25 protein-coding genes are annotated in these 25690 nt (G+C 65.1%); 14 read left to right on the forward strand and 11 right to left on the reverse strand.

Annotated elements, in window-relative coordinates; translation table 11 throughout:
* Positions 1-195 precede the first annotated feature (195 nt).
* Entirely contained in the window at positions 196-852 is a 657-nt protein-coding gene (locus ACP7DW_RS14560) for a CCXG family PEP-CTERM protein (RefSeq protein WP_426055471.1), read from the forward strand.
* A gap of 96 nt (positions 853-948) precedes the next feature.
* Here ACP7DW_RS14560 and ACP7DW_RS14565 read toward each other — a convergent pair whose 3' ends face one another.
* The 5 genes from ACP7DW_RS14565 to ACP7DW_RS14585 form a co-directional block, all read right to left on the reverse strand.
* Positions 949-1926, reverse strand: coding sequence for an FHA domain-containing protein (locus ACP7DW_RS14565; RefSeq protein ID WP_426055470.1), 978 nt, complete (start codon positions 1924-1926; stop codon positions 949-951).
* Positions 1923-3332, reverse strand: coding sequence for a S1 family peptidase (locus ACP7DW_RS14570; protein ID WP_426055469.1), 1410 nt, complete (start codon positions 3330-3332; stop codon positions 1923-1925). Before ACP7DW_RS14570 ends, ACP7DW_RS14565 begins: the two co-directional genes overlap by 4 nt.
* Positions 3333-3401: 69 nt before the next feature.
* The gene (ribA, locus tag ACP7DW_RS14575; protein WP_298411538.1) at positions 3402-4055 is read right to left on the reverse strand and encodes a GTP cyclohydrolase II; all 654 of its coding nucleotides are present in this window, start codon (positions 4053-4055) and stop codon (positions 3402-3404) included.
* Between the two features lie 219 nt (positions 4056-4274).
* Positions 4275-6512 carry a PhoX family protein gene (locus ACP7DW_RS14580; RefSeq protein WP_426055468.1) on the reverse strand — a complete coding sequence of 746 codons (2238 nt, stop codon included), beginning with the start codon at positions 6510-6512 and terminating at the stop codon, positions 4275-4277.
* A gap of 220 nt (positions 6513-6732) precedes the next feature.
* On the reverse strand, positions 6733-7434 hold the full coding sequence (locus ACP7DW_RS14585) for a pirin family protein (RefSeq protein WP_426055467.1): 702 nt from the start codon (positions 7432-7434) through the stop codon (positions 6733-6735).
* Between the two features lie 166 nt (positions 7435-7600).
* Here ACP7DW_RS14585 and ACP7DW_RS14590 point away from each other — a divergent pair, with 166 nt between their 5' ends.
* Both ACP7DW_RS14590 and ACP7DW_RS14595 read left to right on the forward strand, forming a co-directional pair.
* Entirely contained in the window at positions 7601-8527 is a 927-nt protein-coding gene (locus ACP7DW_RS14590) for a LysR family transcriptional regulator (protein ID WP_426055466.1), read from the forward strand.
* 165 nt (positions 8528-8692) lie between these two features.
* Positions 8693-10852 carry a putative bifunctional diguanylate cyclase/phosphodiesterase gene (locus ACP7DW_RS14595; protein WP_426055465.1) on the forward strand — a complete coding sequence of 720 codons (2160 nt, stop codon included), beginning with the start codon at positions 8693-8695 and terminating at the stop codon, positions 10850-10852.
* Here ACP7DW_RS14595 and ACP7DW_RS14600 read toward each other — a convergent pair.
* Entirely contained in the window at positions 10849-11058 is a 210-nt protein-coding gene (locus tag ACP7DW_RS14600) for a hypothetical protein (protein ID WP_426055464.1), read from the reverse strand. The two genes, ACP7DW_RS14595 and ACP7DW_RS14600, sit on opposite strands and share 4 nt — an antisense overlap.
* 119 nt (positions 11059-11177) lie before the next feature.
* Here ACP7DW_RS14600 and ACP7DW_RS14605 point away from each other — a divergent pair, with 119 nt between their 5' ends.
* Positions 11178-11459 carry a hypothetical protein gene (locus ACP7DW_RS14605; protein WP_426055463.1) on the forward strand — a complete coding sequence of 94 codons (282 nt, stop codon included), beginning with the start codon at positions 11178-11180 and terminating at the stop codon, positions 11457-11459.
* A gap of 7 nt (positions 11460-11466) precedes the next feature.
* Here ACP7DW_RS14605 and ACP7DW_RS14610 read toward each other — a convergent pair whose 3' ends face one another.
* Genes ACP7DW_RS14610 through ACP7DW_RS14620 form a run of 3 tightly spaced genes read right to left on the reverse strand, consistent with a single transcriptional unit; the run spans position 11467 to position 13529 of the window.
* Positions 11467-12147: a hypothetical protein gene (locus ACP7DW_RS14610; protein ID WP_426055462.1), complete on the reverse strand. Its 681-nt coding sequence runs from the start codon at positions 12145-12147 to the stop codon at positions 11467-11469.
* Positions 12148-12152: 5 nt separating this feature from the next.
* On the reverse strand, positions 12153-12941 hold the full coding sequence (locus tag ACP7DW_RS14615; protein WP_426055461.1) for a MipA/OmpV family protein: 789 nt from the start codon (positions 12939-12941) through the stop codon (positions 12153-12155).
* A gap of 9 nt (positions 12942-12950) precedes the next feature.
* A complete protein-coding gene (locus tag ACP7DW_RS14620) occupies positions 12951-13529 on the reverse strand; it encodes a porin family protein (RefSeq protein WP_426055460.1) in 579 nt (192 codons plus the stop codon).
* A 203-nt stretch (positions 13530-13732) separates the two neighbouring features.
* Here ACP7DW_RS14620 and ACP7DW_RS14625 point away from each other — a divergent pair, with 203 nt between their 5' ends.
* Together ACP7DW_RS14625 and ACP7DW_RS14630 are read left to right on the forward strand one after the other, a co-directional pair.
* Positions 13733-14410, forward strand: a complete 678-nt coding sequence (locus tag ACP7DW_RS14625; protein WP_426055459.1) for a response regulator — start codon at positions 13733-13735, stop codon at positions 14408-14410.
* A complete protein-coding gene (locus ACP7DW_RS14630; protein ID WP_426055458.1) occupies positions 14407-15708 on the forward strand; it encodes an ATP-binding protein in 1302 nt (433 codons plus the stop codon). Before ACP7DW_RS14625 ends, ACP7DW_RS14630 begins: the two co-directional genes overlap by 4 nt.
* Here ACP7DW_RS14630 and ACP7DW_RS14635 read toward each other — a convergent pair.
* Complete coding sequence (locus tag ACP7DW_RS14635) at positions 15689-16582, reverse strand: EamA family transporter (RefSeq protein ID WP_426055457.1); 894 nt, start codon at positions 16580-16582, stop codon at positions 15689-15691. The two genes, ACP7DW_RS14630 and ACP7DW_RS14635, sit on opposite strands and share 20 nt — an antisense overlap.
* Positions 16583-16659: 77 nt before the next feature.
* Between ACP7DW_RS14635 and ACP7DW_RS14640 the strand changes: the two genes are divergently transcribed.
* From ACP7DW_RS14640 to ACP7DW_RS14650, 3 genes are all read left to right on the forward strand, one after another.
* Positions 16660-17148, forward strand: a complete 489-nt coding sequence (locus ACP7DW_RS14640) for an Lrp/AsnC family transcriptional regulator (protein ID WP_426055456.1) — start codon at positions 16660-16662, stop codon at positions 17146-17148.
* 4 nt (positions 17149-17152) lie between these two features.
* A complete protein-coding gene (locus tag ACP7DW_RS14645) occupies positions 17153-17974 on the forward strand; it encodes an APH(3') family aminoglycoside O-phosphotransferase (RefSeq protein ID WP_426055455.1) in 822 nt (273 codons plus the stop codon).
* Positions 17975-18081: 107 nt separating this feature from the next.
* Positions 18082-18465 (forward strand): glutaredoxin domain-containing protein, encoded by a 384-nt coding sequence (locus ACP7DW_RS14650; protein ID WP_426055454.1) that lies wholly within the window; start codon positions 18082-18084, stop codon positions 18463-18465.
* Between the two features lie 17 nt (positions 18466-18482).
* On the opposite strand, the gene ACP7DW_RS14655 is transcribed toward ACP7DW_RS14650, so the two are convergent.
* Positions 18483-18719 (reverse strand): DUF3820 family protein, encoded by a 237-nt coding sequence (locus tag ACP7DW_RS14655; RefSeq protein WP_071076391.1) that lies wholly within the window; start codon positions 18717-18719, stop codon positions 18483-18485.
* A gap of 144 nt (positions 18720-18863) precedes the next feature.
* Between ACP7DW_RS14655 and ACP7DW_RS14660 the strand changes: the two genes are divergently transcribed.
* The 5 genes from ACP7DW_RS14660 (at position 18864) to ACP7DW_RS14680 (ending at position 25293) form a co-directional block, all read left to right on the forward strand.
* The gene (locus ACP7DW_RS14660) at positions 18864-20075 is read left to right on the forward strand and encodes an MFS transporter (RefSeq protein ID WP_426055453.1); all 1212 of its coding nucleotides are present in this window, start codon (positions 18864-18866) and stop codon (positions 20073-20075) included.
* Between the two features lie 84 nt (positions 20076-20159).
* Entirely contained in the window at positions 20160-21377 is a 1218-nt protein-coding gene (locus tag ACP7DW_RS14665; protein ID WP_426055452.1) for a YeeE/YedE family protein, read from the forward strand.
* 68 nt (positions 21378-21445) lie between these two features.
* The gene (locus ACP7DW_RS14670) at positions 21446-22924 is read left to right on the forward strand and encodes a sodium:solute symporter (protein WP_426055451.1); all 1479 of its coding nucleotides are present in this window, start codon (positions 21446-21448) and stop codon (positions 22922-22924) included.
* Between the two features lie 63 nt (positions 22925-22987).
* Entirely contained in the window at positions 22988-24862 is a 1875-nt protein-coding gene (gene sppA, locus ACP7DW_RS14675; RefSeq protein ID WP_426055450.1) for a signal peptide peptidase SppA, read from the forward strand.
* 38 nt (positions 24863-24900) lie between these two features.
* Complete coding sequence (locus ACP7DW_RS14680) at positions 24901-25293, forward strand: GNAT family N-acetyltransferase (protein WP_426055449.1); 393 nt, start codon at positions 24901-24903, stop codon at positions 25291-25293.
* Positions 25294-25690: the final 397 nt, after the last annotated feature.

Raw genomic sequence — 25690 nt, forward strand, 5'->3', positions numbered from 1 at the left:
TCCCGGAAACCCGACCCCTTTCCTGGACGCTTGCAGCGCAGTCTAATTGCGTAGCAAGTCCGCGATCTTGCGCGGCAGTTCCAGCCCCCGACCGCTCATCTTTGCAGTCTCTAGCGCTCCCACCGACACGCCTCAGTGCAGCGTGCATTGAGTCCAAGCAACCGCATGCCTACTGAATAACTACTGGATATCATCATGAAAAATTTGCCTAAAATCGCCCTGTCCCTGATCGCTGTCGGTGTGTTTGCCCACGCGAACGCCAGCACCGTCACCGTGTCCACCGGTTTCTCGAACGCCAGCGCGCAAGCTTCGGCCGCCGCTTACCAGTCCGTGGTGAATACCGCCGTGGCTACGCCGGGCGCCGGTTATGGCACGACGACGATTGCCAGCTACAACAATGTCACGAACAGCAGCCTGTTCGGCAGTGGTTCGAACATCGCCTTCAAGTCGGTGGTCAATTTTGGCGTCAGCGCGGCCGATGCTGGCACCTGGAGCTTCCGTACCGGCGTCGATTTCGGCAAGGGCGGCGCCCTGTTCCTCGACGGCGTGGCGCTGGACTTCAAGAGCAACGACATGTGGTGGGCAGGCAACTACAACAATGGCAGCCAGTTCCTCAGCGGTTCGAGCTTGCTGGCGGCCGGCAACCATACCCTGAGCATCTATGGCCTGGAAAGCTGCTGCGATGGCGGCCAGCAAGCGCAGTTCAAGGCGGGCAACAGCAATTTCACCAGCTTTTCCAGCACCGATGGCCTGGTCTCGGCTGTGCCGGAACCGACTACCTACGCCATGCTGCTGATCGGCCTGGGCCTGCTGGGCTTTACGGCGCGCCGCAAGCAGCAAGCCAAGTTCTAAGTTTTATCGCCGACATCCGCGCCTGAGGGCGCGCGATAAAAAGCCCGCCGTGTCTTGACAGACCGGCGGGCTTTTTGCATGCGCGGTGTGCGTCGCTTACTCGTCGCCGTCGTCGTCCGCCTCGCCCCGGGTCGCCTTGCCCCGCTCGGCGTCGACGGCGCGCTGCAGGCGGGCCGCATCGCCGAAGAAGGCGTCCGTCGTGCGATCCGGGCTCAGACGCAGGGCCGGCGGGTAGATCACCGCCATGTAGGCCTCGTCGGCCAGGCGGCCGCTGATCTGCAGGTTGCTCAGCAAAATCAGGGTCGAGCCAAGGATGGCCAGCACGACGGCAACGAGGCCGAAGCGGCGCGGATGCTGGGGTTTGATCGTGCACAAATGGTAGTAGATCATGGTGCAGACGATGGCGACGAACATATGCCGCCCGTAGCGCGTCAGCACTTCCAGCGACAGTGCATACGCCGCCACATTGCTGCCCAGTTCCCACACTTCCATGGCCAGCAAGCCGCAGCCGATGATGAACAGGTGGCGGCCGAAGCGCGCCACATGGCCGAACAGGCGGTTCGCCACGGCCCAGATCGACGCCCACACGAGGCCGCCGGCCAGCGCGTAGGCGATGATCATCAGGTAGGAAATCGGCTCGAAGGCGTCCGCATCACTGAGCCAGTTGCTGAAGGCGGCCGAGGCGCCGATCATGGTCAGGCCGGCGACGGCGGGGCGCAAGCCTTCCCAGTCGTGCCTGGTGGTATCGCTCAGTTCGGGCGCAACAGGGTGGTCGCTGGCACGCACGCGCAGGCGCGTGTGGCCCAGGCGCACGATGCTGTTGCCGCTCAGGGCCACTTGCAGTTGCCGTTGGCCCCGGTGGATCACGCCATTCTGGCTGCCCAGGTCGCGCAGCAGCAGGCCGCCTGCGCCGTCGTCCTCGACGATGGCGTGGCGGGCTGCCGTATGCGCGTCGTCGAGGATGAAGTCGTTGTCGTAGCCGCGCCCGATGCGGATCGGCAGGGACGCGATGCGCTGGCGCTGCTGTACTTCGCCATTCTCGGCGAGGATTTCGATGAAGTACGGTGCTGTCATGGCTTGCGCGCCCCGATGGTGGAGGGGGCGCGCGACAGCGCTTCGAGGAAGGTGCGCGTGACGCGCATGCCGTTGGCATAGGACACGCCGCGCGCGTCGATGCGGCTTTGCAGGCTCATGAGTGGCGCATCGGTGCTGGCGGCCAGCAGGGCAAAGTCGTACAGGCCGGTAAACTTGCGGTAGGCGCGCACGCACAGCACGGCGCGCAGGGGCAGGGTGGCATTCTTGACGAACTGTTCGGTGCAATGGGGGCCAGTCAGGTGGGCGCTCTTGTAGCTGCCGAAACTTTCATTCTTGAACGAGGCGCTGGCCAGCTCGGAAAAGCGCAGCGCGCCCAGTTCGCTGCTGCGCAGGAATTCGTGGCGCATCGACACTTGCCCCGTCTGCAGGGCGCCGGAAATGAAGATGGCCGATTCCATGGCGCAGCTGGTGTTGTCGAGCATGTAGGGCTTGTCGGACTTCACGTTGGAGCGGCCCCAGCAGCGCATCTGGTCGGACTCGCGCACCGGCACGCGGTACGGGCCCATGGCTTTCAGGCTCAGGGGCGTGTCGAGCAGGCGCGCCAGCATCACTTCCTGGTGCGCCAGCAGCTGCGCCGTCACCAGCGGCTTGAAGTCTTTCGGCGCCTTGCCTTGCTGCGCCACCCTGCCCAGCAATTGCTGGGCATAGCGGGCCGGCACGAGAAAACTCACGAGTTCGCCATCGAGGCGTTTCGACACATTCACGCCGGCGACGTCGCCATTCGCCGTGACGCTGGGGCCGCCGCTCATGCCGGCATTGATCGGGCCCGTAAACATCAGCTGGTCGTAGAAGCTGCGCGTGACGACGCCGTTGTACGAGCCTTCCGAAATGGCGAAGCCCAGGTCCAGCGGATTGCCCATCGAGTACAGGTACTGGCCCTGGGTCAGCGGCGCCAGCGGCTCGGGCATCTTGAAGAAACCCGTGCCGTGGCGGTTCACGCGCAGTACGGCCAGGTCGTGCAGCACGTCGACGGCCAGCAATTCCACATTGCCGCGCTGGCCGCTGGTGTCGACCCATTCGCCCACATAGGTATCGGGGTCGAGCGCAAATTGCGACACGACGTGATAGTTGCTTACCACCAGGTCGCCCGTGCCGATCAAAAAGCCCGAGCCCACCGATGATTGCGTGCGGCCGTTTTTCAGCAGCACGCGTACTTGCAGGATGTCGGCGCGCGCGGCCGTGTACAGCTTTTGCGCGGCCGAGGAGGGCGGCGGCAGGGCCGCATGTTCGGTGGCGGCGGGCGCGGCGGTGGCCGGTGGCGGCTTGGCGGGGGGAGTCGCAGCGGTATGGGGCGCGGCGGGCGCAGGCGCCGGAGCCGGGGCCGCTTGGGCGCCTGCGGCAGCGCACAGGCCGGCCAGCAAGCAGGCGAAGTCAGATAATTTCATGCATCCTTTGTGCGTGAGCAGGAGCGAAGCGGGCGCGGCAACGGCGCAGACGCTGCGCCGGCCCGGGCATTACAGGGCGCCGTCTTCCAGCGCCGGCGCCGTTTCCGGCGTCATCATGTGACCGAGCTTGCTTTGCTTGGTGTTCAGGTAATGCTGGTTGAAGGCGTTGCGGTTGACCAGCAGCGGCACCCGTTCGGCCACCGTGATGCCCAGCGCTTCCATGGCGGCGATCTTGCGCGGGTTGTTCGTCATCAAACGCAGGCTGTGGATGCCGAATTGCGCAAACATGGGTTTGCACAAGGTGTAGTTGCGCGCGTCGGCCTTGAAGCCCAGCTGTTCATTCGCCTGCACCGTGTCGGCGCCCGCCTCTTGCAGGCGGTAGGCGCGGATCTTGTTGATCAGGCCAATGCCGCGCCCTTCCTGGCGCAGATACAGCAAAATGCCGCGACCTTCCTCGGCGATGCGTTTCAAGGCGCCTTCGAGCTGGGCGCCGCAGTCGCAGCGCTGGGAAAACAGCACGTCGCCCGTGAGGCACTCGGAATGCACGCGCGCCAGCACCGGTTCGCCGTTGCCGACATCGCCCAGCACCATGGCCAGATGCTCCTTGCCCGTGGCGTGTTCGACAAAGGCGTGCAGGGTGAACTGGGCCCACGGCGTTGGCAGTGCGCAGGAAGTCGTGTAATCCAATTCGCCTGTCGCCAGGAAGTCTGCGCCGCTTTGCATGGTTGTGCTCATATAGGTAATTGTCAAAAATAAAGGCGCGTGACACCACTGCGGTGCCGGCGCGCCTTGCCATCATACCAAAAAGCAGGGAAACGTTTTCCCTGGCTGCCTTTCGGTCGTTGCAATGTCTGGTGATGAACCTTACTTAGGGGCACTTCCTCCTTTTACAAGGTGAATGGCTGGCTTTGCCTGGCGGATGCCTCCGCCAGGTACCGGACATCAGCTGCCGATGCGTCCGCCGTCGTTCTTGGTGATCACGATGGTGGCCGAGCGGGGGCGCTTGCCGGCCCCATAGCCGGCGTTGGCTGGCCACTGGCTCGTGTACTTGGACGGATCGCCGATATTGGCCAGCTTGGTGTTTTCGCCCGGATGCTGGATGTTGACGAACATGGTCTTGCCATCGGGCGTTTCGCTGATGCCCGTGATTTCCGAGCCTACCGGCCCCACCAGGAAGCGCTTGAGCGTGTCGGCCGTGGGTTTCTTGCCGATGAAGGTGTCGACCGCCAGATTGCCGCCGGCCGCCGTGGCGTAGTTCAGGGTCGACTTGGCGCCATCGCCGACCTTGCCGGGGATGGCCGCCAGCATCATGCAGTTGGTGACATCCGTGTACGCGCCATCGTCGGTCTGGATCCAGCAGATGCCCGTGTAGGGGCTGAAGGCCAGGCCGTCCGGGCTCGAAAAGTCCTGCTCGGCCGTCAGGTTCGACAGGTTGATCTTGCTGGCGTCGGCGCCACTCTCGGCGCCGAACAGGTAGACATCCCAGGTAAAGCTGGTGGCCGCGGCCGCGCCCGTGCCTTCCTTGAAGCGGATGATGTGGCCGTTCGGATTGCCGTTTTGCGCGCTGCTGCCCTTCATGTCGGTGTAGGCGCGCGGGTTGGCGCTGTCCGGCGCCAGTTGCGACGAGCCGCTCGGATTGACGGTGCGGTTCGAGTTGTTGGTCAGCGTGTAGTAGATCTCGCCATTGGCCGGGTTGACCGAGCACCATTCCGGGCGGTCCATCTTCGTCGCGCCCACGGCGTCGGCCGCCAGGCGGGCATTCACCAGCACATCGGCCAGGTCGGCGAACTTGTAGGCGCTGTACGCCTGGATCAGCGCGTTCGACATGGCCAGTTCGATCCACTGGCCCGTGCCGTCGGCAGCCAGCTTGGCCACGTACAGCTTGCCCGAATCGAGGTATTTGTCGCCGGTGGCGATGCGGTCCGCCGGCGTCGCATCCGCGGCGGCCCAGACGGCCGTCGTGACGAATTTGTAGATGTATTCGTTGCGCGAATCGTCGCCCATGTAGACGGCCAGTTGCTGGCCCACGGCCGGCACGCTGAAAGCGGCGCTTTCGTGCGCGTAGCGGCCCAGCGCCGTGCGCTTGCGGATAGGGCGGGTCTTGTCGTACGGGTCCATCTCGACGATGTAGCCCATGCCGTTCAATTCATTGCGGTAGTCGTCGCTGCCGTTGGCGGAGGCGCCGATCTTGCTCAGATTCCAGCGCGCGTACTTGTCGTCGCTGCCGCCCGTTTCCCAGCCGTGGCGCGAGCCGGCGCCCTGGCTGCGGCCATAGCGGTTCAGCGAAGCGACGGACTTGTCGCCGCGCGCGGCGTTGTCGGTGGACGAGCGGGTGAAGTAGCCGGCCCAGTTTTCTTCGCCGGACAGGTAGCTGCCCCAAGGTGACTTGCCCGTGCCGCAGTTGTTGATGGTGCCGCGCGTCTTGGTGCCGGTCGGCGAATACTTGGTCACGACGAGGGCGTTGCCGCGCACGGGGCCGGCAAGCTCGATGTCCGTCAGCGGCGTGACGCGGCGGTTGAAGGCGGAATCGTTGACGGTGGCCCAGGCGCTGCCCGTTTTTTTGACTTCCACCACGCTCAGGCCGTGGACGGCCACTTCCTTGTCGACTTCGGCGGCGGGGCGCGGCAGCGTCGTGGTGCCGCCATTTACGTGCAGGAAGTGCGAGGACAGTGTTTCGTCCGTGGTCGCTTCGTGGTTCATCGCCAGCAAGCCCCGTTCGGCGCCGGATGCCAGTGGCGCGCCGGCGGCCGACAGGCCGTAGTATTCCATGCCGTCGTGGTGGTCGCCAGCGCGGTTGTCAAAATCGGTATCGCTGCCGTCGTTCTTGTAGGCTGGCGTGGCTGCGCGCAGCGAGTCGCCCAGTGCATACAGGGCCGTGGCCTTGTAGCCGGCCGGCACCGACACGACGTCGGCCAGGCTTTTCGGCACGGCCGTGAAGGCCAGCAGTTTTTCGGGCGTCGGCGTCGGTGTGACGGCGGCCGCATCGCTGCCGCCGCCGCAAGCGGACAGGCCCATCGACCCCATGACGGCGGTAGCGGCCGTGACGGCGCTGCCGCGCAGCCAGTTGCGGCGGCTCAGGCGGGCGTTCAGGATGCTGTTGAAATGGTTGTCGTGGGACGCGTTGCTGTCAATGTCGTTCAGATCGGTGGCGCTGATGGCCAGATCGTTGGGCTTGTTCATGGGCTGCGATGTCCTGTGGTTGCGTGATTTAAAGGCAACCGCATGATAGTTGTCGAATGTGACAGCGCCATGTCAGCTTGATGACGAAACGGTGACAGGCTGCCAGCCGGGCGGGCCGCGTCGATGACGGGCCCGTCCGCTCAGGCAGCCTTGGGCCTTGCCGGGCCTGGCGACAACCGCGCGCCACCAGCAGCATGCCGCCGAAGATGGCCAGGTGCCATCATTTAGGCAAGTCGAAGAGCAGAAATTCCGCATCTTCCGGTTGCGTAATTGTCACGGCCGCTTCCTGCGTCAATTTCAGCGCATCGCCCGCTTTCAAGGGCGTGCCGTTGACCACCAGGCTGCCGCGGATCAGGTGCACATAGGCAATGCGGCCTTCGTCCAGCGCATGTGCGGCTTGCTCGCCTTCCTGCAGGATGCTGGCGTAGATGGCCGCATCCTGGTGGATCAGCACGGAGCCCTGGCGCCCGTCGGACGAGGCGATCAGGCGCAGCTTGCCCCGTTTGCTTTCCGGCGTGAAGTGTTTCTCTTCATAGCTGGGGGCAATGCCCGTCACGTTCGGCTGGACCCAGATCTGCAGGAAGTGCAAGCCATCCGTGCTTGAGTGATTGAACTCGCTGTGGCGCACGCCGCTACCGGCGCTCATGCGCTGCACATCGCCGTAATGCAGCACGGAACCGGTACCCATGCTGTCCTTGTGTTCCAGCGCGCCGTCGAGCACATATGAAATGATTTCCATGTCGCGGTGGCCGTGCGTGCCGAAACCCTGGCCTGGCGTGACCCGGTCTTCATTGATCACCAGCAAGGGGCCAAAACCCATGTGCAGCGGATCGTGGTAGCTGCCGAAAGAAAAGCTGTGGTGGGAATTGAGCCAGCCGTGGTTGGCGGCGCCGCGTTCTTCGCTGTGACGAATCTGTAACATGGTGGACTCCGTTTCTATCAATGAATGTGCGATAATTTCGAAGGAGCGTTGCCCGGCTGCTGCCGTGGTGCCGATGCTGCCCTTCGCTGTACGATGGAGAAAGTATAGGCCGCCCACGCCAGAAAGAAAAACGGAAAATCTTGCGACCTATGATCGAAAAAATCGAATGTTAAGACTGAGCCTGGAAGCCTTGCAAATCGTCGACGCCATCGACCGCCGCGGATCGTTCTCGTCGGCCGGCAAGGAATTGCATAAAGTGCCGTCCACCATTTCCTATACGGTGGCCAAGCTGGAAGACGACCTGGGCGTGCAAGTGTTCCGGCGCAATGGTCCGAAAGTCATGCTGACGGCGGCCGGCCAGGAGTTGCTGAAAGAGGGCCGCTATTTATTGAAGGCGGCACAGGACCTCGAACACCGCGTACGCCGGGTGGCGTCCGGCTGGGAAACGGAATTGTCCATCGGCATCGATTCCATGTTTTCCGCCGTCGCCCTGGCCGACGACGTGCGCGCCTTCTATGCGGTGGCGCAACAGACGCGCTTGCGCCTGTCGCAAGACACCCTGTCGGGCACCTGGGAAGCGTTGCTGGACCGCCGGGTCGACTTGCTGGTGGGCGCGCCCGGCGACGGGCCGGCGGGCGGCGGCTATATCGCGCAGCCGATCGGCATGCTCGACTTCGTCTTTGCCGTGGCACCCACGCATCCGCTGGCGCAGGTGGCGGAGCCCCTGTCGCGCGGCCATCTGCAGCAGCACCGGGCCGTGGTGGTGGCTGACTCGGCGCGCCAGATGGCGCCGCGCACCGTGGGGCTGCTGCTGGGGCAAGATGCCTTGAGCGTGCCAAGCATGCAGGTCAAGTTCGACTACCAGGTGCTGGGACTGGGCTTTGGCTTCCTGCCGGGGCCGTGCGCGCGCGCCGCCATCGCGCGTGGCCAGCTGGTGGAAAAGGCCGTGGAAGAACCAAAACCGTCGGAAACGTTTTACCTGGCGTGGAGAGTGGGCGAGGATGGCGCCGCGCTGCGCTGGTGGATGGCGCGCATGCGCGAGCCGGATGTGTTTGCCCGCCTGGCGCAGCATCTGCCGGGCCATTCGGCGTAGGTCTTAAAATGTTGACATATGCCAACATTTTTAAGTTACCATATTCATAGTATTTCGACCGTTTTTCTGCTCCGACCTGCATGCCCCATAGTGGGATTTTGATGATGACACACACCGCAGCGCCCCTGATCTGTTCCCCTGACCTGGCATACGCGCGGGGTTGCCATGCTTGAGGCGAAGGTCGCGCTGTTCCTGGGCCTGGCCCAGGACGCCCGTGAACAGGCGGGGCCGCAGCAGGCCGCCACTCTGGCGCGGCTGCAGGAAGAGCTGGAGCGGCTGCGCGGTGTCAGCCGGCCCGTGGTGCGCGTGGCGCTCGCCGACGCCTTGCTGGAAATCGATCCCGATGGCTTCCTGATCGGCTGGAACCATGGCGCCGAACAGATGTTCGGCTATTCCGAACTGGAAGCGCTGGGCCAGCACATCCTGTTTTTGTACCCGGAAGACGATGCGGAAGCGAGCGTGCTGGAACTGCATTTCAAGCAGGGCGACGTGGCCACCGATGTGCGCCGGCGCAAGAAGTCGGGCATGGTAACGTGGCTGCGCATGCACCGCCACGTGATCCACGATCAGGCGGGCAAGGCGTGCGGCATGGCCGTGCGCCTGTCGGCCATGAGCGAACCGCTGTCCGACGTGGACAAGGTGAGGTTGCATGCACGCATCATCGAAGACAGCGAGCAAGCCGTGCTGATCACGGACGCGGAAGAGCGCATCGTCTCCATCAACAGTTCCTTTTCCCGCATCACCGGCTATTCGCCGGCCGAAGCTATCGGCCGCACGCCGGACTTGCTGCGCTCGGGCGTGCACGACCCCGATTTCCGCGCCAAGGTGCGCGCCGCCATGCGGGGACACGGCTCCTGGCGCGGCGAAATCATCGGCAAGCGCAAGAATGGCGAACTGTTCCCGCAAGACGTCACCATCAGCGTCGTGCGCGACGAGTATGGCGAGATCAGCCATGTTTTTTCCCTGTTTTCCGATATCTCGGTGCACAAGGATGCCGAGGCGCGCATGCAGCGCATGGCCAATTACGACAGCCTGACGGGCTTGCCCAACCGCTGCCTGCTGAACCAGCTGGTGGGCCAGGGTCTGGCTGAAGCGAAACGGCAAGGCACGCACGGCGCGCTGATGGTCATCGACATCAGCCGCATCGGTTCCATCAGCGACACCCTGGGCCACGAAGTGGGCGACCAGCTGGTGATCGCCATCGGCCAGCTGTTCCGTGGCGCCTTGCGCGACGCGGACATCCTGGCGCGGGTCGACAACAGCAAGTTCGTCGTGGCGCTGTTGCATATCGAAAAACGCGAACATGCGGCGAACGTGGCGCAAAAGCTGCTCAACCTGTTGGAAGCGCCCATCAATATCGATGCGCACGCCTTGCACGTGGGCGCCAGCATCGGCATCACCGTGTATCCGGAAGATGGCCTGGAAGCGCCGGCCCTGTTCCGCTTTGCCGACGTGGCCGTGGCCAAGGCGGGGCAGACCATCGAATCGACCTTCCTGTTTTTCCGCGAAGACATGAACCGGCGGGCCAAGGAACATTTGCGCCTGGAAAGCGAAATGCGTCTGGCGCTGGGCGACAAGGAACTGGAATTGCATTACCAGCCGAAAGTGAGCCTGGCCAGCGGGCGCATCGTGGGCGCGGAAGCCTTGCTGCGCTGGAAGCATCCGATGCGCGGCATGGTCTCGCCCGGCCTCTTCATTCCCGTTGCCGAGGAAACCAGTTTGATTCTGGAACTGGGCACCTGGGTGCTGGACGAGGCTTGCCGCCAGATCCGCAACTGGGAAGACCGTGGCCTGCACATGCCGGCCATCGCCGTCAACCTGTCGGCGCGCCAGTTCGACGAACAGTTGCCGGCGCGCATAGCGGCCGTGCTGGAACGCTACGGCGTGCGGCCCGACCAGATCATGCTGGAAATCACGGAAAGCCTGCTGATGCGCGGCGCCGACAAGGTGATCGACATCATGAACCAGTTGGTGGCCATGGGCCTGGCGCTGGCGCTGGACGACTTCGGCACCGGCTATTCCAGCCTGGCGTATTTGAAGAAATTCCCCATCAGCACCCTGAAAATCGACCGCTCGTTTGTCGTCGGCTTGCCGTTCGATGAAAACGATTGCGCCATCGCCCGCGCCATCGTCACCATGGCGCAGCAACTGCGCCAGGAAATCGTCGCCGAAGGGGTGGAAACGGCCGAGCAGATGCGCTTCCTGCGCGAACTCGGTTGCGACCAGCTGCAAGGTTATCTGTTCAGTCCCGCCGTGCCGGCGGCGGAATTCGAAGTGATGCTGGGCGAGGGCCGGCAGCTGCGGCTGGAAACGGCGACCGTTTAATCGTCGCCCAGCTTGGCCTTTTCCAGCAGATAATCGAGCATCACGCGCACCCTGGCCGGCACTTGCTGGCCCCCTCCCACGAAGACGGCGTGCACGAGTTCACGGTCGCCGGGATTGTAGTCCAGCAGCACTGCTATCACATTGCCTTGCTCGCCTTGCTCCATATCGCGCAGCACGTGCTGGCGCGAAAATCGTCCCAGTCCCATGCCTGCCAGCACCAGCTGACGCAGGTATCGCCCTGCGGCGCCACCTGCAAGCGTCCTCCGCTCCCGTCGAGGAAGGGCCAGGTTTCGTTCTGGCAGCGCAAGTTGAAGGCCAACAAATTGTGTTCGGATCATTCCTGCGGCGTGCGCAGCCGCCCGCGCGGCGCCGCGCCCTGCGCCGCTTCGCGCTCGGCGCCATCGATTTCGCCCCGGGCCTGAATATCTCCGCATTTAATCTCGGCATCTCCTTCGGCTCCATGCTCGGTGCGCTGATGGTGTCGCGCCAGCTGATGGCGTCGTCGCCGTGGGCCGGCGTGGCCGCCGCCTTGCTTGCCCTGCTGCCGCTGGCGTGGCTGGCGCGCCGCACCCTGGCCGTCCATGTGGCGGTTGCGGCCGCGCACTGAGCAGACTCTATTCGAGCAGCGCGGCGATCGCCAGCGGCGTGCCGCTGGTGAGGACCTGTCCCGCATCCTGATGCGCATGGAAGCGGTAGGCGAAGACGCGAAAGCCGCTGACGGCATCGCCGGGAAAGGCGGGGCCTTCCTGCGCCGCCAGCGGGAACGCCGCGCCATCGCCGCCCTGGTAGCGCACTTGCGCCGCCTCCGTCCTCGGATACGCAAACTGCACGCCGGCGCAGCGCTTGCCGTTCGCCCCGCCCGTGGAGCGCAGGTAGGCGAGCAGCTGTTCGCAGGCGGCGCGCAAGTCGGCCGCCGCATACACGCCATCGGGCCGCGTGACGATGGAGACCCAGGCGCTTGTGGTGATCTGCCCCGGCTTGCGGTTCCAAATCAGCTCCGCATTGTCGTCATACGCGGCCTTGGAGAACGGGAAAACGGCGCGGCCCAGCGCATCGAGCGGCAGCGCCAGTTGCGCGCTCTTGCCGTGCAAGCTCAGGCGCAAGCCGTCCATGGACACGCCGGCGTCGCGCGGACTCAGGCGCAGATGGTTTTGCAGGAATTGCTTGGGCTTGCCGTACTTCTCGAACCAGATCATGTGGCGGTAGGCATCGCGATACGCGAGCCAATCGCTGCTCTCCTGTGCGCAGGCGAACGCGGGCAGCAGTGCCAGACCGAGAAGCAGGGATTTGAGCATGGCGCTTAAAACCGGTAGCCCAGGCCGCTGGACCAGGTGATCACGTTGCGGCGCTCGATGAAGGGACTGTGGGCCGGCCCATCGCCCAGGCGCGTGCCCGTCACGGCGCTGTTGAGCAGCCACTTGCTGCTCAGGGCCCAGTTCCAGTTGATGCCCGCCTCGACGGCGGTGACGCCGCCGGCCGGGCGGTAGTCGCGCGCGCCGCCGGCAACGGCGCTGACGGCGTACCGCTCGTCCATCACGGCGCCGCTGGCCAGCGACACGCCGGCCGACAGGGTCACCGTATGGTGGGCCGCCAGCGACGGCAAGGTCTTTTGCAGACCGACCTGGCCGCGCCAGCCGCGTGCGCTCGTGTCGTACAGCAGGTTCGACGTGACGCGCGCCGCGCCGCCCAGGTAGTAGCCATAGAAACCGCCCACGTCGAGCGAGCCATTGATGCGCCGCGTGCCGCGCAGGCGCCAGCTATCTTCCGGACCGCGCGCGTTGCTGGCGGCGAGCAGCGGGCCGTACTCCGCGCCCGGCGTGGCCGACAGATGCATGCCTGCCACGCCGCTGGCAGAGACGAACACGCCGTTGCTCCACTGGACTTGCAGCAGCGGCCGCAGGACGGCGGCACGCGGTGCGCCATTGTCCGTCGCGGAGCTGCCCGTGACAGCCGCTCCCACGTACATATCCCTGCTCCCGTCGGGCATCATCAGCGCGCTGGAGCCGTCGGCCAGTGCCGGAGCACAGGCGGCCAGCAGCAACAGCAGGGGAGAAAAACGGGGAAAAAAACGGGGAGCGAACTTGTTCATGCCATCCTTTTAAAAGCCGAAGCGGACACCGAGCGCCAGGCGGTTCATCCTGCTATCGAATCCTTCGTATTTGACTGTCGGGGCGTGCTCCCATTCGAGCTGCAGCGCCACGTCCTTGTTGATCTGGTAGGCCACTCCCACGCTTGCGTACAGGCCGGTATTGTTCGCCGATTCAGCGGGCGGCGCATTCTTGCCGTCGATGGTGAATTCGACGCGGCTACGCGCCACGCCGGCCTTGCCGAACAGCGACCAGTCGTCGTCCAGGCGCCACGTGCCGCGCGCCGCCAGGTAGGCGGCGCTGGCGCGTACCTTGAACTGGTAGCCAGGATCGAGGTCGAAACTGGTTGCGCCGCCGCTGGCGCGGTAGCTGCCTTCCAGGGCCCAGGCCGGCGTCAGCTCGTAGCCGGCGAAGATGCCGAAGGGGACCGCCTTGCCGCTGGCATTGCGCTGTATCTTCGCGCCGCCGGCCGCATACTGGATCTTGCCGTCGGTAGCCGAGCTGACGTTGGCACCCACATACAGGCCTTCGGCGTGGACCATCGACGTGGCGGCGACGGCGAGCAGGGTGCTGCATACAATTTTTTTCATGTTCGGATTCCGGTTGAAGTAAGAGCTACGAATGTTAGATAAACGTCGTTCCGGAATCCGCCCTGGTTTGTCCTTGAATTGTCCTCAATTTGTAGGGCGCATTTGTATGAAAAGTGTAGCAATGTGTACTGGATTGTCGAATTTGCCACAGGCGCGCCGCGCTCCTCTACAATACGCCACAAAAATGGCGGCGCGGAGGAGCGATGCAAGGTGTCATGCTGGTGGAAGACGATGCGCGGCTGGCCGCGCTGGTCAAGGAATACCTGGAGCAGTACGACTATACGGTCGACGTGGTGACGCGCGGCGACCAGGCCCTGGCGCGCTTCCGCGACCTTCAGCCTGACCTGGTCATACTCGACCTGACCCTGCCCGGCGTCGACGGCCTGGTGGTGTGCCGCCAGCTGCGCCAGCTCAGCGCCGTGCCCATCCTGATACTGACGGCGCGTGAAGACACCTTCGACGAAGTCTCGGGCCTGGAGCAGGGCGCCGACGACTACGTGAACAAGCCGATCCAGCCGCGCGTGCTGCTGGCCCGTTTGCGCGCGCTGCAGCGGCGCGGCAGCGCGGCGGCCGGCAGCGATATCGTCATCGGCCAGCTGCGCGTGTCGCGCGAGAACCGCGCCGTGCACTGGCGCGGGCAGGAAATCGCCATGAACAGCGCCGAATTCAAGCTGTTCGCCATCCTGGCCGACGCCGCGGGCAAGGTCATGTCGCGCAACGATATCCTCGTCAAGATGCGCGGCATCGAGTTCGATGGCCTCGACCGCAGTATCGACAACTGCATCTCGCGCCTGCGCCGCAAGTTCGACGACGGCGGCGCCGAGCGCATCAAGACGGTGTGGGGCGAAGGCTACCTGCTCACGCCCTCGGCCTGGGAATGAACCGCCTGTTCCGGCGTTTCGCGCTGCTGGTGCTGCTGGCCGTCGCGCTGGGCAGCTGCGTCATCTACTTCACCTTCAGCTGCCTGTTCGGCGATCCGCTTGAGCATATCGCGCGCGACCAGGCGGCCGGCCAGATCTTCCTGCTGGAGCAGTACATCGACCAGGCGCCCGCCGACGAATGGCTGCCGCGCCTGAACAAGGTGCGCGAAGTATCGGACGTCACGCTGGAATTGGAACCCTTGTCCACTGTGCTGGCGGCGCTGCCGGCCTCGCAGCGTGCGCCGCTGCTGCACGGCGCCGTGGTGATGGACGTGGGCGGCAAGGGTTTTTACCGCCGCGTCGACGGCACGGGCGCGCGCTATGCCGGCAGCGAGGACGATGTGCTCCACGCGCAGAATCTGCCCATCGACGTGGGCCAGGCGCTGCGCATGGAGGCGATCCGTTTCGCCGTCATCGCCCTGTGCCTGCTGCTGCCGCTCGGGTGGTGGACGCGCGCGCACGGCCGCAGCCTGGCGGCGCTGTCGCGCATGGCCGACGATTTCGGACAGGGCGACCTCGCCGCGCGGGCGCAGGTGAATCCCGCGTCGAGCATCGCGCCGCTGGCCGGCCGCATCAACGACATGGCCGGGCGCATCGGCTCCCTGCTGGAGGCGCGCAAGCATCTGCTGCTGTCGGTGTCGCACGAGCTGCGCACGCCGATCGCGCGGCTGGAATTCGGCCTGGAACTGCTGGCCGCGCGGCATGCGGACGGCCAGCCCGACCTGCGGCGGCGCGTCGACGCCATGGGCGCCGACGTCGAGGAATTGAAAACCCTCGTCAATGAGCTGCTGGGCCTGATGCAGCTTGATCATGCGCAGGCGCTGCCGCGCCAGTCCTTTCCGCTGGCGCCGCTGCTGCACGCCTGCCTGGCGGCTGCCTTGCCGCACCAGGTGGACGCTTGCATCGCCGCCGACCTGGGTGAGCTGCGCGGCGACCCCCGCCTGCTGGCGCGCGCCGTCGGCAACCTGCTGGGCAATGCGGCCAAATATGCCGTCGCGCACGTGGCGCTGTCGGCGGTGCGCGACGGCGAGGCGCTGCGCATCGTCATCGAGGATGACGGTCCCGGCATTCCCGCCGACCAGCGCGAACGGGTGTTTGCCCCGTTCTACCGCCTGGAGCGCGAGCAGGACCATGCGGCCGCGGGCCACGGCCTGGGGCTGGCCATCGCCGCCAGGGCCGTCGCGCTGCACGGCGGCGCCATCGCCGTCGACGATGCGCCGCTGGGCGGCGCCCGCTTCACTATCTGCATTCGGCCATGAGCGCCCGCGCATCGCGCTTCTGCCGCTGCGCCATATAGGAACTGCCCATGGAGGCGGCCATGATCATGGCAATCGCCAGCCACTGCCCGGCACCCAGGCGCTCGTCAAGCAGGATGTACGCCAGCATGGCGGCCACGGCCGGTTCCATGCTGCTCATGATGCCGAACGCTTGCGGCGTCAGCCGTTTCAGGGCCACCATTTCCAGCGAAATCGGTATCGCGCTGGAAATGAGGGCCACGCCCAGGCCCACGCCCAGCACGACGGGCGAGAGCAGGGCGGCGCCGCTATGCATCACCCCCACGGGCACCACCACCAGCGCGGCCATCGCCAGGCCCAGCGACACGGAATGACCCGCATGCAAGTGGCTGGCGCGCTTGCCGAAGAGGATGTAGCTGGCCCAGCAGACGGCGGCGCCCAGGGCGAACAGCACGCCCGTGGGGTCGAGATTGCTGACATCGTGGCCGAGCGGCAACAGCAGCGCCAGTCCCGCCACGGCCAGTGCCACCCAGACGAAATCGACCGGCCGGCGCGAGGCCAGCAGGGCCACGGCCAGCGGGCCGGAAAACTCGATCGCCACGGCGATGCCGAACGGAATCGTGCGCAGTGCCATATAAAAACACAGGTTCGTCAGCCCCAGCGCGGCGCCGTACAGCGCCACCGTGCGCAGGTCGGCGCGGCTCAGCTGCCAGCGCCAGGGGCGCCAGAACAGCAACAGCAGCAGGGCGGAAAAGCCCACGCGCACGGCCGTCGTGCCTTGCGCGCCGACCAGCGGGAACAGGCTGTGCTTGGCCCACGAGGTGCCCAGTCCCAGGCAGGTGACGGAGCCGAGGATGGCGAGCAGGGGAATGAACGAGGAATAGCGGCGTAATGGCATGGAGATAAAAGGCTTGATATCGGAATAGCGAAAGTTTATTGTGTCTGCTCCGATATTTGCACTGCATTTTGACCATCATGACGCAACTTTCGCTCACGCCTTCCCCGGCCCTCGACGCCTTCGACCTGGCGATCCTCGATATCTTGCAGCGCGACAACACGACCTCGCAGCGCGAAATCGCCCAGGCCGTGCATTTGTCCGCGCCGGCCGTGCAGCGGCGCATCCGCCGCCTGCGCGAGAGCGGCGTGATCCGCAGCGAGGTGGCCGTGCTCGACGCCAGCCGCCTGGGCCGTCCCCTGACATTGACGGTGGAAGTGCATCTGCACGACGAACACCCGCTGCGCACGGCCGGCCTGCGCGCGCGCATCATGGCCGAGCCTGCCATCCAGCAATGCTACGGCATCACGGGCGAGGCCGACTACCTGATGCTGATCACGGCCAGCAGCATGGCCGAATACGAGGCGCTGACGGAGCGCCTGTTCGGCGGCGACGACAATATCCGACGCTACCGCACGTCGGTGGCCCTGACTTGCCTCAAGATGGGCTTGCACGTGCCACTGGGATAGAGCGATGCGCACCTCCGACACGCTGCAATCGACTGTGACGGCAGCCATGCCCGCCAGCCTGCGCGCCGCCGTGGCCGCTTATCAATGGACGCGCGACAGCGTCGGTGAGTCAGACGCTGCCGTCTACCGGCTGCAGGGCAAGGGCGCTGCGCCGGACCTGTACCTGAAGCACGGCAGGGGTAGCGCCGCCGCCGGCCTCGCCGATGAACTGGCGCGGCTGCGCTGGCTGGCGCCCTACCTGCCCGTGCCGGCCGTGGTGCAGTTCGCCCGCGTGGCAGACCCGGAGCAGGCATGGCTGTTGCTGACGGTCATGCCAGGCACAACGGCGTCCGCGGTGCTGGAAGCGCACCCCGCGCTGGGTCCCGTCGTGGTCGACGCGCTGGCGGCCTTCCTGCGCCGCCTGCACGCGCTGCCCGTGAGCGACTGCCCGTTCGACGCCGGCCATGCCGTTCGGCTGACCCAGGCGCGCCAGCGCATCGATGCGGGCCTGGTCGATGCCGACGATTTCGATGCCGCGCGCCAAGGCTGGACGGTGCAGCAGGTGTGGACGGCGCTGCAGGACTGCCAGCCGATCACGCCCGACCTCGTCGTCACGCATGGCGACTTCTCGCTGGAAAATATCGTGATGCACGAAGGCGCCGTCGTCGGCTGCCTCGACGTGGGACGGGCGGGCTTGGCCGATCGTTACCAGGACCTGGCCATCGTCTGGCGTGCGCTCGCTGAGTTGGACGCCGCGCTACCGCAAAGGTTTGTTGAGCAATATGGGATTGTTGATGCCGATCAAGGCAAGCTGCAATGGCACTTGCTGCTCGACGAGCTGTTTTGAATGTGCGCAGTCATCGCGGCGTCGCGCGTCCGTGTCGCCCACGCCGACCTGTGCGCATGGCACAATGCGTGATCCGCACGCCACGTGCCACTGACCCCAGGACTTTCATGACCCGCGCCATCCTCGACGAAACCCAGATCCATCCCGCCGCCCGCCCTTTGATCGGCAGCAAGCACCAGGACATCGTGCGCGAGGTGCAGGCCGCCATCGCCGCGCACCAGGTGGTGGTGGTCGGCATGGCGCTCAATCCGTTTCCGCGCAAGGCGCGCAAGATCCTCGACGTGCTGGGCACGCCCTACCAGTACCTGCAGTACGGCAGCTATCTGAACCAGTGGCATCGCCGCAATGCCTTGAAAATGTGGACGGGCTGGCCCACGTTCCCCATGGTCTTTGTCAATGGCGTGCTTATCGGTGGCGCCAGCGAGCTGCAAAAACTGGTGGAAAATGGCGAGTTCAGCGCCATGCTGGCGAAGAAGGTGCGCGCGATTTAAGACCCGCCTTACTTTTCTTATTCGCCCGGCCGCCACGGCGACTTGCGCGTGCGCAAGGGGTCGAGCAAGCCGCGCAAATCATTGTGGTCGAGCTCGTACATCAGCGCAATTAAACTGCCCAGTTCGCCCGAGGGGAAGCCCTCGCGCGCGAACCACCCCAGGTAGTGTCCCGGCAAGTCGGCCAGCAAGCGTCCCTGATATTTCCCATACGGCATTTCGCGCGTGACCAGCAGCGCCAGTTTTTCTGAATTCATGGTGGTGACTCCGTGTTGATGCGACCAGTGTAGCAGACCATTGGATTGTTGAGTTACACGCAACTATCTTCTGTCTGATGAGGTATTTTTAGAAACAAAGAAAACCCCGATACTGCATGCCACCATCATTTATCGGAGTTTGCCATGCCCATTGCCTTGCTCGCGCTGACCCTCAGCGCCTTTGCCATCGGAACCACCGAGTTTGTCATTGTCGGGCTGTTGCCCACCATCGCCGCCGACCTGGGCGTCGACCTGCCGTCGGCCGGCTTGCTGGTCAGCCTGTATGCGCTGGGCGTGGCCGTCGGCGCGCCCGTGCTGACCGCCCTGACGGGCAAGATCCCGCGAAAAACCTTGTTATTGTCGCTGATGGTCTTGTTCACCTTGGGCAATTTGCTGGCGTGGAAGTCGCCCGGCTATGCAACCCTCGTCATCGCCCGCATCCTGACGGGGCTGGCGCATGGCGTGTTCTTTTCCATCGGCTCGACCATCGCCACGTCCCTGGTGCCGAAGGACAAGGCGGCCAGCGCGATCGCCATCATGTTTACGGGCTTGACCGTGGCCCTGGTGACGGGCGTGCCGCTGGGCACCTTCATCGGCCAGCATGCCGGCTGGCGCGAAACCTTCCTCGCCGTCTCGGCGCTGGGACTGGTCGCCTTTGTCGGCAGCCTGCTGTACGTGCCATCGAGCATCAAGCACGGCAAGCCCGCGTCCCTGCTGCAGCAAGTGCAGGTGCTGGCCCAGCCGCGCCTGCTGCTGGTATACGCCATGACGGCCGTCGGCTATGGCGGCTCCTTCATCGCCTTCACCTATCTGGCGCCGATCCTGCAGCAAGTATCGGGTTTCAGCGCCGGCGCCGTGGGCGCGGTGATGCTCGTGTATGGCGTCTCCGTGGCCTTCGGCAATATCTGGGGCGGCAAGCTGGCCGACAAGCAGGGCCCGGTGCGTGCGCTGAAACAGATCTTCCTGCTGCTGGCGTTGGTGTTGCTGCTGTTGACTTTCACGGCGCCGCACCCGGTGCTGGTCGTCATCACCGTGCTGCTGTGGGGCGCCGTGGCCTTCGGTAACGTGGCTGGTTTGCAAGTGTATGTGGTGCAGCAAGCGGAGCACTTCACGCCGCGCGCCGTGGACGTGGCCTCGGGCCTGAACATCGCCGCCTTCAACCTGGGCATCGCCGGCGGCGCCTGGGGAGGCGGCCTGATCGTGGAACACCTGGGCCTCGTGCATACGGGCTGGATCGGCGCGCTCGTCGTGCTGGGTGCATTCGGCTTGACGGTGCTGAGTGGACGTCTGGATCGCTTGAATCCGGTTCCTGTGCGTGCTGGCGGCGAACAGTCGATGCAGGCGGTGGGGCATTAAGCTAGCCTGATCTGCCAGCAAGTTGCCGGCACGGACGAGCCAGGGTTTACAATAGGGCTTACCTTCCTTTTGCCCATACTCCCCATGTCCGATACAGCAACGTCACCGCTGCGCCTGCGCGCCGCCATCAATCCGAAACCGCTGGGCGTTGCGCTTGTGCTCATCGTGCTCGGTGCGTGGTATCTCGCGCAAACGGTCGGCATCACCCAGGCCGCGCTGTACGTGGTGGGCGCCTTGCTCGGCATCACCCTGTATCACGCGGCCTTCGGTTTCACATCCGCCTGGCGCGTCTTCATCGCCGATGGCCGCGGCGACGGCTTGCGCGCGCAAATGCTGATGCTGGCCGTCGGCGTGGCGCTGTTCTTCCCCGCATTGTCGGCAGGCACCCTGTTCGGCACGCCCGTCGCGGGCCTGGTGTCTCCCGCCGGCACCTCCGTCATCTTCGGCGCCTTCATCTTCGGCATCGGCATGCAGCTGGGCGGCGGTTGCGCTTCCGGCACCCTGTATACGGTCGGTGGCGGCAGCACGCGCATGCTGATCACCCTGGCCGCCTTCATCGTCGGCTCCGTGATCGGCACGGCGCACATGCCGTTCTGGACGGCGCTGCCGCAATTGAAACCCATTTCCCTCGTCACTAGCCTGGGCCTGATCCCCGCGCTGGCGCTGAACTGGATCGTCTTCGCGCTGATCGCCGGCATCACGGTCTTCGTTGAAAAGCGCCGCCATGGCAAGCTCGTCGCCACGCCGCTGCGCCCGGCGCAGTCGTCGCCCTGGCTGCACGGCCCATGGCCGCTGGTGGCGGGCGCCATTGCCCTCGTCGTGCTGAACTTCGCCACCCTGGCGCTGTCGGGCAAGCCGTGGGGCGTGACGTCCGCGTTCGCCCTGTGGGGCGCGAAAGCGGCGTCCGTGGTCGGCATCGACACGGCCAGCTGGGCCTACTGGTCGACCAAGGCCAACGCCGCCGCCCTGGCCGCGCCATTGACGCAGGACAAGACCTCCGTGATGGACATCGGCATCGTGCTCGGCGCCATGCTGGCGGCGGCGCTGGCCGGCCGCTACGCGCCCGTTTGGCGCATCCCGCGCCGTTCGGTGATCGCCGCCATCGTCGGCGGCTTGCTGCTCGGCTACGGCGCGCGCCTGGCGTATGGTTGCAACATCGGCGCGTATTTCAGCGGCATCGTCTCGGGCAGCCTGCACGGCTGGCTGTGGCTGGTGTGCGCCTTCGTCGGCAACGTCGTCGGCACGCGATTGCGTCCATGGTTCGGCCTGGAAGTGGAGCGCGTGAAACCGACCGGCTGCTGACGCCGGCGTCAACAGGGGCTTTGCTGTATATTGCTGCCCCTGCTCACCTTGGCGCCAGCGCAACACCCATGTCCCCATTCACCCTGTTTGCCGTCGTCCTCGCGTATTTCCTGATCCTGCTGGGCGTGGCATGGCGCACCTCGCGCCACGCCACCAACGACAGTTTTTTCATCGGCAACAAGGACAGCAACTGGATGCTGGTGGCCTTCGGCATGGTCGGCACCACGCTCACGGGCGTGACCTTCATCAGCGTGCCCGGCGCCGTGGGCAGCAACGGATTCGGCTACATCCAGCTGATGCTCGGCTATGTGCTCGGCTACCTGGCCATCACCTTCATCCTGCTGCCGCTGTACTACCGGCTGCAGCTGACCTCGATTTACCGCTACCTGGAGTGGCGCCTGGGACGGCGTGCCTACCAGAGCGGGGCGGCATTCTTTATCCTGTCGCGCCTGCTGGGCGCCACGGCGCGGCTGTATCTGGTGGTCAATATCCTGCAAGCGACCATCCTCGACAGCCTGGGCGTGCCGTTCTGGCTGACGTCGTGCGTCGTGCTGCTGCTGATCCTGCTCTACACGTACGAGGGCGGCGTGAAAACCATCGTCTGGACCGATACCCTGCAAACGGCGTGCATGCTGGCAGGTCTCATCATCTGCAGCGTGTTTTTGCTGCGTGCCATGGATCTGTCCTTCATCGACAGCCTGGAGCGCATGCGCGCGCAGGGCCTCACGCGCATCTTCACCACCGACCCGGACAGCCCCGCGTATGTGTGGAAGCACATTCTCGCCGGCATGTTCATCACGATCGCCATGACGGGCATGGACCAGGAGATGATGCAAAAGAACATTTCCGTGCGCACCTTGCGCGACTCGCAAAAGAACATGCTCAGCCTGACCGTGGTGCTGACCGGCGTGCTGCTGCTGTTCCTGTTTTTGGGCGGACTGCTGCACCTGTACGCGCCGCTGGCAGGCGTGACGGCCACGGGAGATAAACTGTTCCCCGCCGTGGTGCTCGGGCATTTCCCTGCCGTGGTGCAGCTGATTTTCTTCATCGCCCTCATTTCCGCCCTGTTTCCCAGCGTGGACGGGGCGCTCACTGCCCTGACGTCCACCTTCTGCATCGATATTTTGGGCGTGCAGCGCCGGCCAGAGTTGAGCGCGGCGGCGCAGATGCGCTGGCGCCGCCGTGTCCACCTCGGTTTTTCCGCGCTGTTTTTGATCCTGATCATGGCCTTCAAGTGGATCGACAGTCCCAGCATGATAGGCGTGATCCTGAAGCTGGCCAGCTATACCTATGGACCGCTGCTGGGCCTGTTCGCCTTCGGCTTGCTCAGCCGGCGCGGCGTGCGCGACCGCTGGGTGCCGCTGGTGGCCGTGGCCGGGCCCTTGCTGTGCGCGCTGATCGAAGGGGAGCAGGCGCGGCTGTTCGAACATTACCGCATCGGCCTGGAATTGCTGATCCTGAATGGCGCCCTGGTGCTGGGCGGCCTGTTCCTCATTTCCACGCCGGCAGGGCAGACCATCAACGGCGCGGCACACTTGTCAAAATAAGACGATTCAGCCCGTTTTCAGTTATATTGGTTTCCTTTCGGTACACAACCCCACGGAGCATCAATGTCACTCAACCCCTTCCCGCCGCTGCGCCGCGGCTTTGGCGCATTCTGGCGCGCGCTCGACGCCACCCGCCGCGCGGTCATCAACCTGATTTTCCTGCTGATCGTCATCGCCATCCTGATCGCCATCTTTGGCGGCGGCGTCAAGCCCCTGAGCGAGAAGACCACGCTGGTGCTGGACTTGCAAGGCCCGCTGGTCGAGGAAACCCCGGGCGGCGTGCGCGAAGCCGTGTTGGCCAATGTCAGCGGCGACGTCAAGAAAAACGTGCAGTTGCGCGACGTGCTGGCGGTGCTCGACACGGCGGCCAAGGACAAGCACATCGGCTCCATGGTGATCCTGCTCGACGAGTTGCAGGGCGGCGGCCTGGCGTCGCTGCGCGAAGTGGCGGCCGGCGTGGAACGCTTCCGCGCCACGGGCAAGAAAGTCACGGCCTGGGGTTCGAGCTACAACCAGCGCCAGTACCTGGTGGCGGCCAAGGCCGACGAGGTATTCCTGCACCCGATGGGCGGCGTCATGCTGGAAGGCTTTGGCCGCTACCGCAATTACTACCGCGACGCGCTCGATAAAGTGGGCGTGACGGTGAACCTGCTGAAAGTGGGCACGTACAAGAGCGCGGCCGAGCCGTTCATCGCCAACGGCCCGTCCGAAGCGGCGGCCGAAGCGGACCGCTACCTGAACAACGGCCTGTGGACCACCTACACGACGGACGTGGAAAAGGCGCGCAAGCTGCCGGCCGGCGCCATCATGCAATCGATCGATGCGCTGCCCGCGCTCATGACGGCCGCCGGTGGTGACCTGGGCAAGCTGTCGCTGGACGCCAAGCTGGTCGACGGACTGAAAACGCGCGACGAACTGCGCCAGTTCATGATGGCGCGCGGCGCCAAAAATACGGAAGGCACGAACTTCCGCCAGATCAATTACACCGATTACCTGGCGCGCCTGCGCCCCGTGCATATCGGCGACGCCGTCGGCGTGGTCATCGCCTCCGGTGAAATCGGCGACGGCATCGCTTCGCCGGGCGCCATCGGCGGCCTGTCCACCTCGCGTCTGATCCGCCAGGCACGCGAAGACAAATCGATCAAGGCCATCGTGCTGCGCGTCGATTCGCCGGGCGGCAGCGCCTTCGGCTCGGAATTGATCCGCCGCGAACTGGAACTGACGCGCGCCGCCGGCAAACCGGTGGTCGTCTCGATGGGCAACGTGGCCGCTTCGGGCGGTTACTGGATCAGCACCTCGTCCGATGAAGTGATCGCCGACGCGGCCACCATCACCGGTTCCATCGGCGTGTTCGCGATTTTGCCGACGGCCGACAAGGTGGTGGAAAAGCTGGGCATCCACACGGCAGGTTCGCCCACCACCTGGCTGGCCGACGCGGGCAACCCACTGCGTCCGCTCGACCCCCGCTTCGCGCAAGTGATCCAGGGCTCGATCAACCACGTGTATGGCGACTTCCTGAACCTGGCAGCCAAGGCGCGCAAGACCACGCCGGAAAAGATCGATGAAGTGGCGCAGGGCCGCGTCTGGACAGGCTTGCAGGCGAAAGAGCGCAACCTGGTCGACCGCATCGGCAGCTATGGCGATGCGCTGGCCTCGGCCGCCAAGCGCGCCAAGCTGGGCAGCGATTACCGCGTGACCTACCTGGAGCAGGAAACGTCGAACGTGGACCGGTTGATCGGCATGTTCGGTTCCAAGGCCATGGCCTCGCTGGGCCTGGGCGAGCACGTGAAGCTGGGCCTGGGCACGACGGGCTTGCCGGCCGACGCGGCGCTGGGCATGGCGCAGGACCTCTCCTGGCTGTCGGGCATCACGCGCGAACACAAACCGTTCATGGCCCTCACGCACTGCCTGTGCGAGGTGCCTTTGGGCGGCAAGTAAGGTAAAAGGCCGGGGTCGGACCCGCCGGGTCCGACCCCATGCACGACGTGCAGCTGTATAGCGACTGGCTGGCGCTGCCGGCCATGCGGCTGTGGCTGGCCGAGGCCACGCCCGGCGGCGCGCCCGTCGGCTACCTGGTGCTCAGTCCCGCCAGCCTGCCGGTGGCGGACCCGCATCCGCAAGACCTGGAAATCAAGCGCATCTACCTGCTGCACCGCTTCCAGGGCCAGCGCGTGGGCCAGCGCCTGATGCAGGCGGCGGTGGAGGCGGCGCGCGCTGGCGGAGCGGGAAGGGTGCTGCTGGGCGTGTACGCGGAAAACCACGATGCGCTGGCGTTTTATGCGCGCTGCGGTTTTGCGCAAGTGGGCCGGCGCACCTTCCGCGTGGGCCGCACCGACTATCAGGATGTCATTCTCGGCATGAGCTTGTAAATCCAGGTAAAGAATCGCCGCCGTCCGTCGCCGCCCGGGCACCCGCTTGGCGCCAGGTCAAGGCGGATGGCGGGAGATTTGTAGCGAGTTTGTATCTGCATGCGAGTCGCCCGCGCCCGGCCAATCCCGGGGCGCGAGGCCCCGCAAGCCTGATTTTTCCACCATTCCCCCACAGCGGCGGCATGCCGGCAGGCGTGCATGCCCAGGCCCACTGCGGCCAGCCATGGATAATTGTTTCAAGTAGAAATGAAACAGTTACATGACTATGCTAGAGTCGTTTCACGCTAGGGAGCGATGTTTTTTCAGCTGATTTTCAGCTCTTGACTCCCCCTGCTGTGTATCGAAACAACCCCGAAAAACGGTCGTCCGGCCTGAGTGTGTTCCACCTCGGCCGGCG

It is taken from the genome of Janthinobacterium sp. PSRC1-1, assembly GCF_049897525.1.
In the GTDB taxonomy this organism is placed as follows: Bacteria; Pseudomonadota; Gammaproteobacteria; order Burkholderiales; family Burkholderiaceae_D; genus Janthinobacterium; species Janthinobacterium tructae.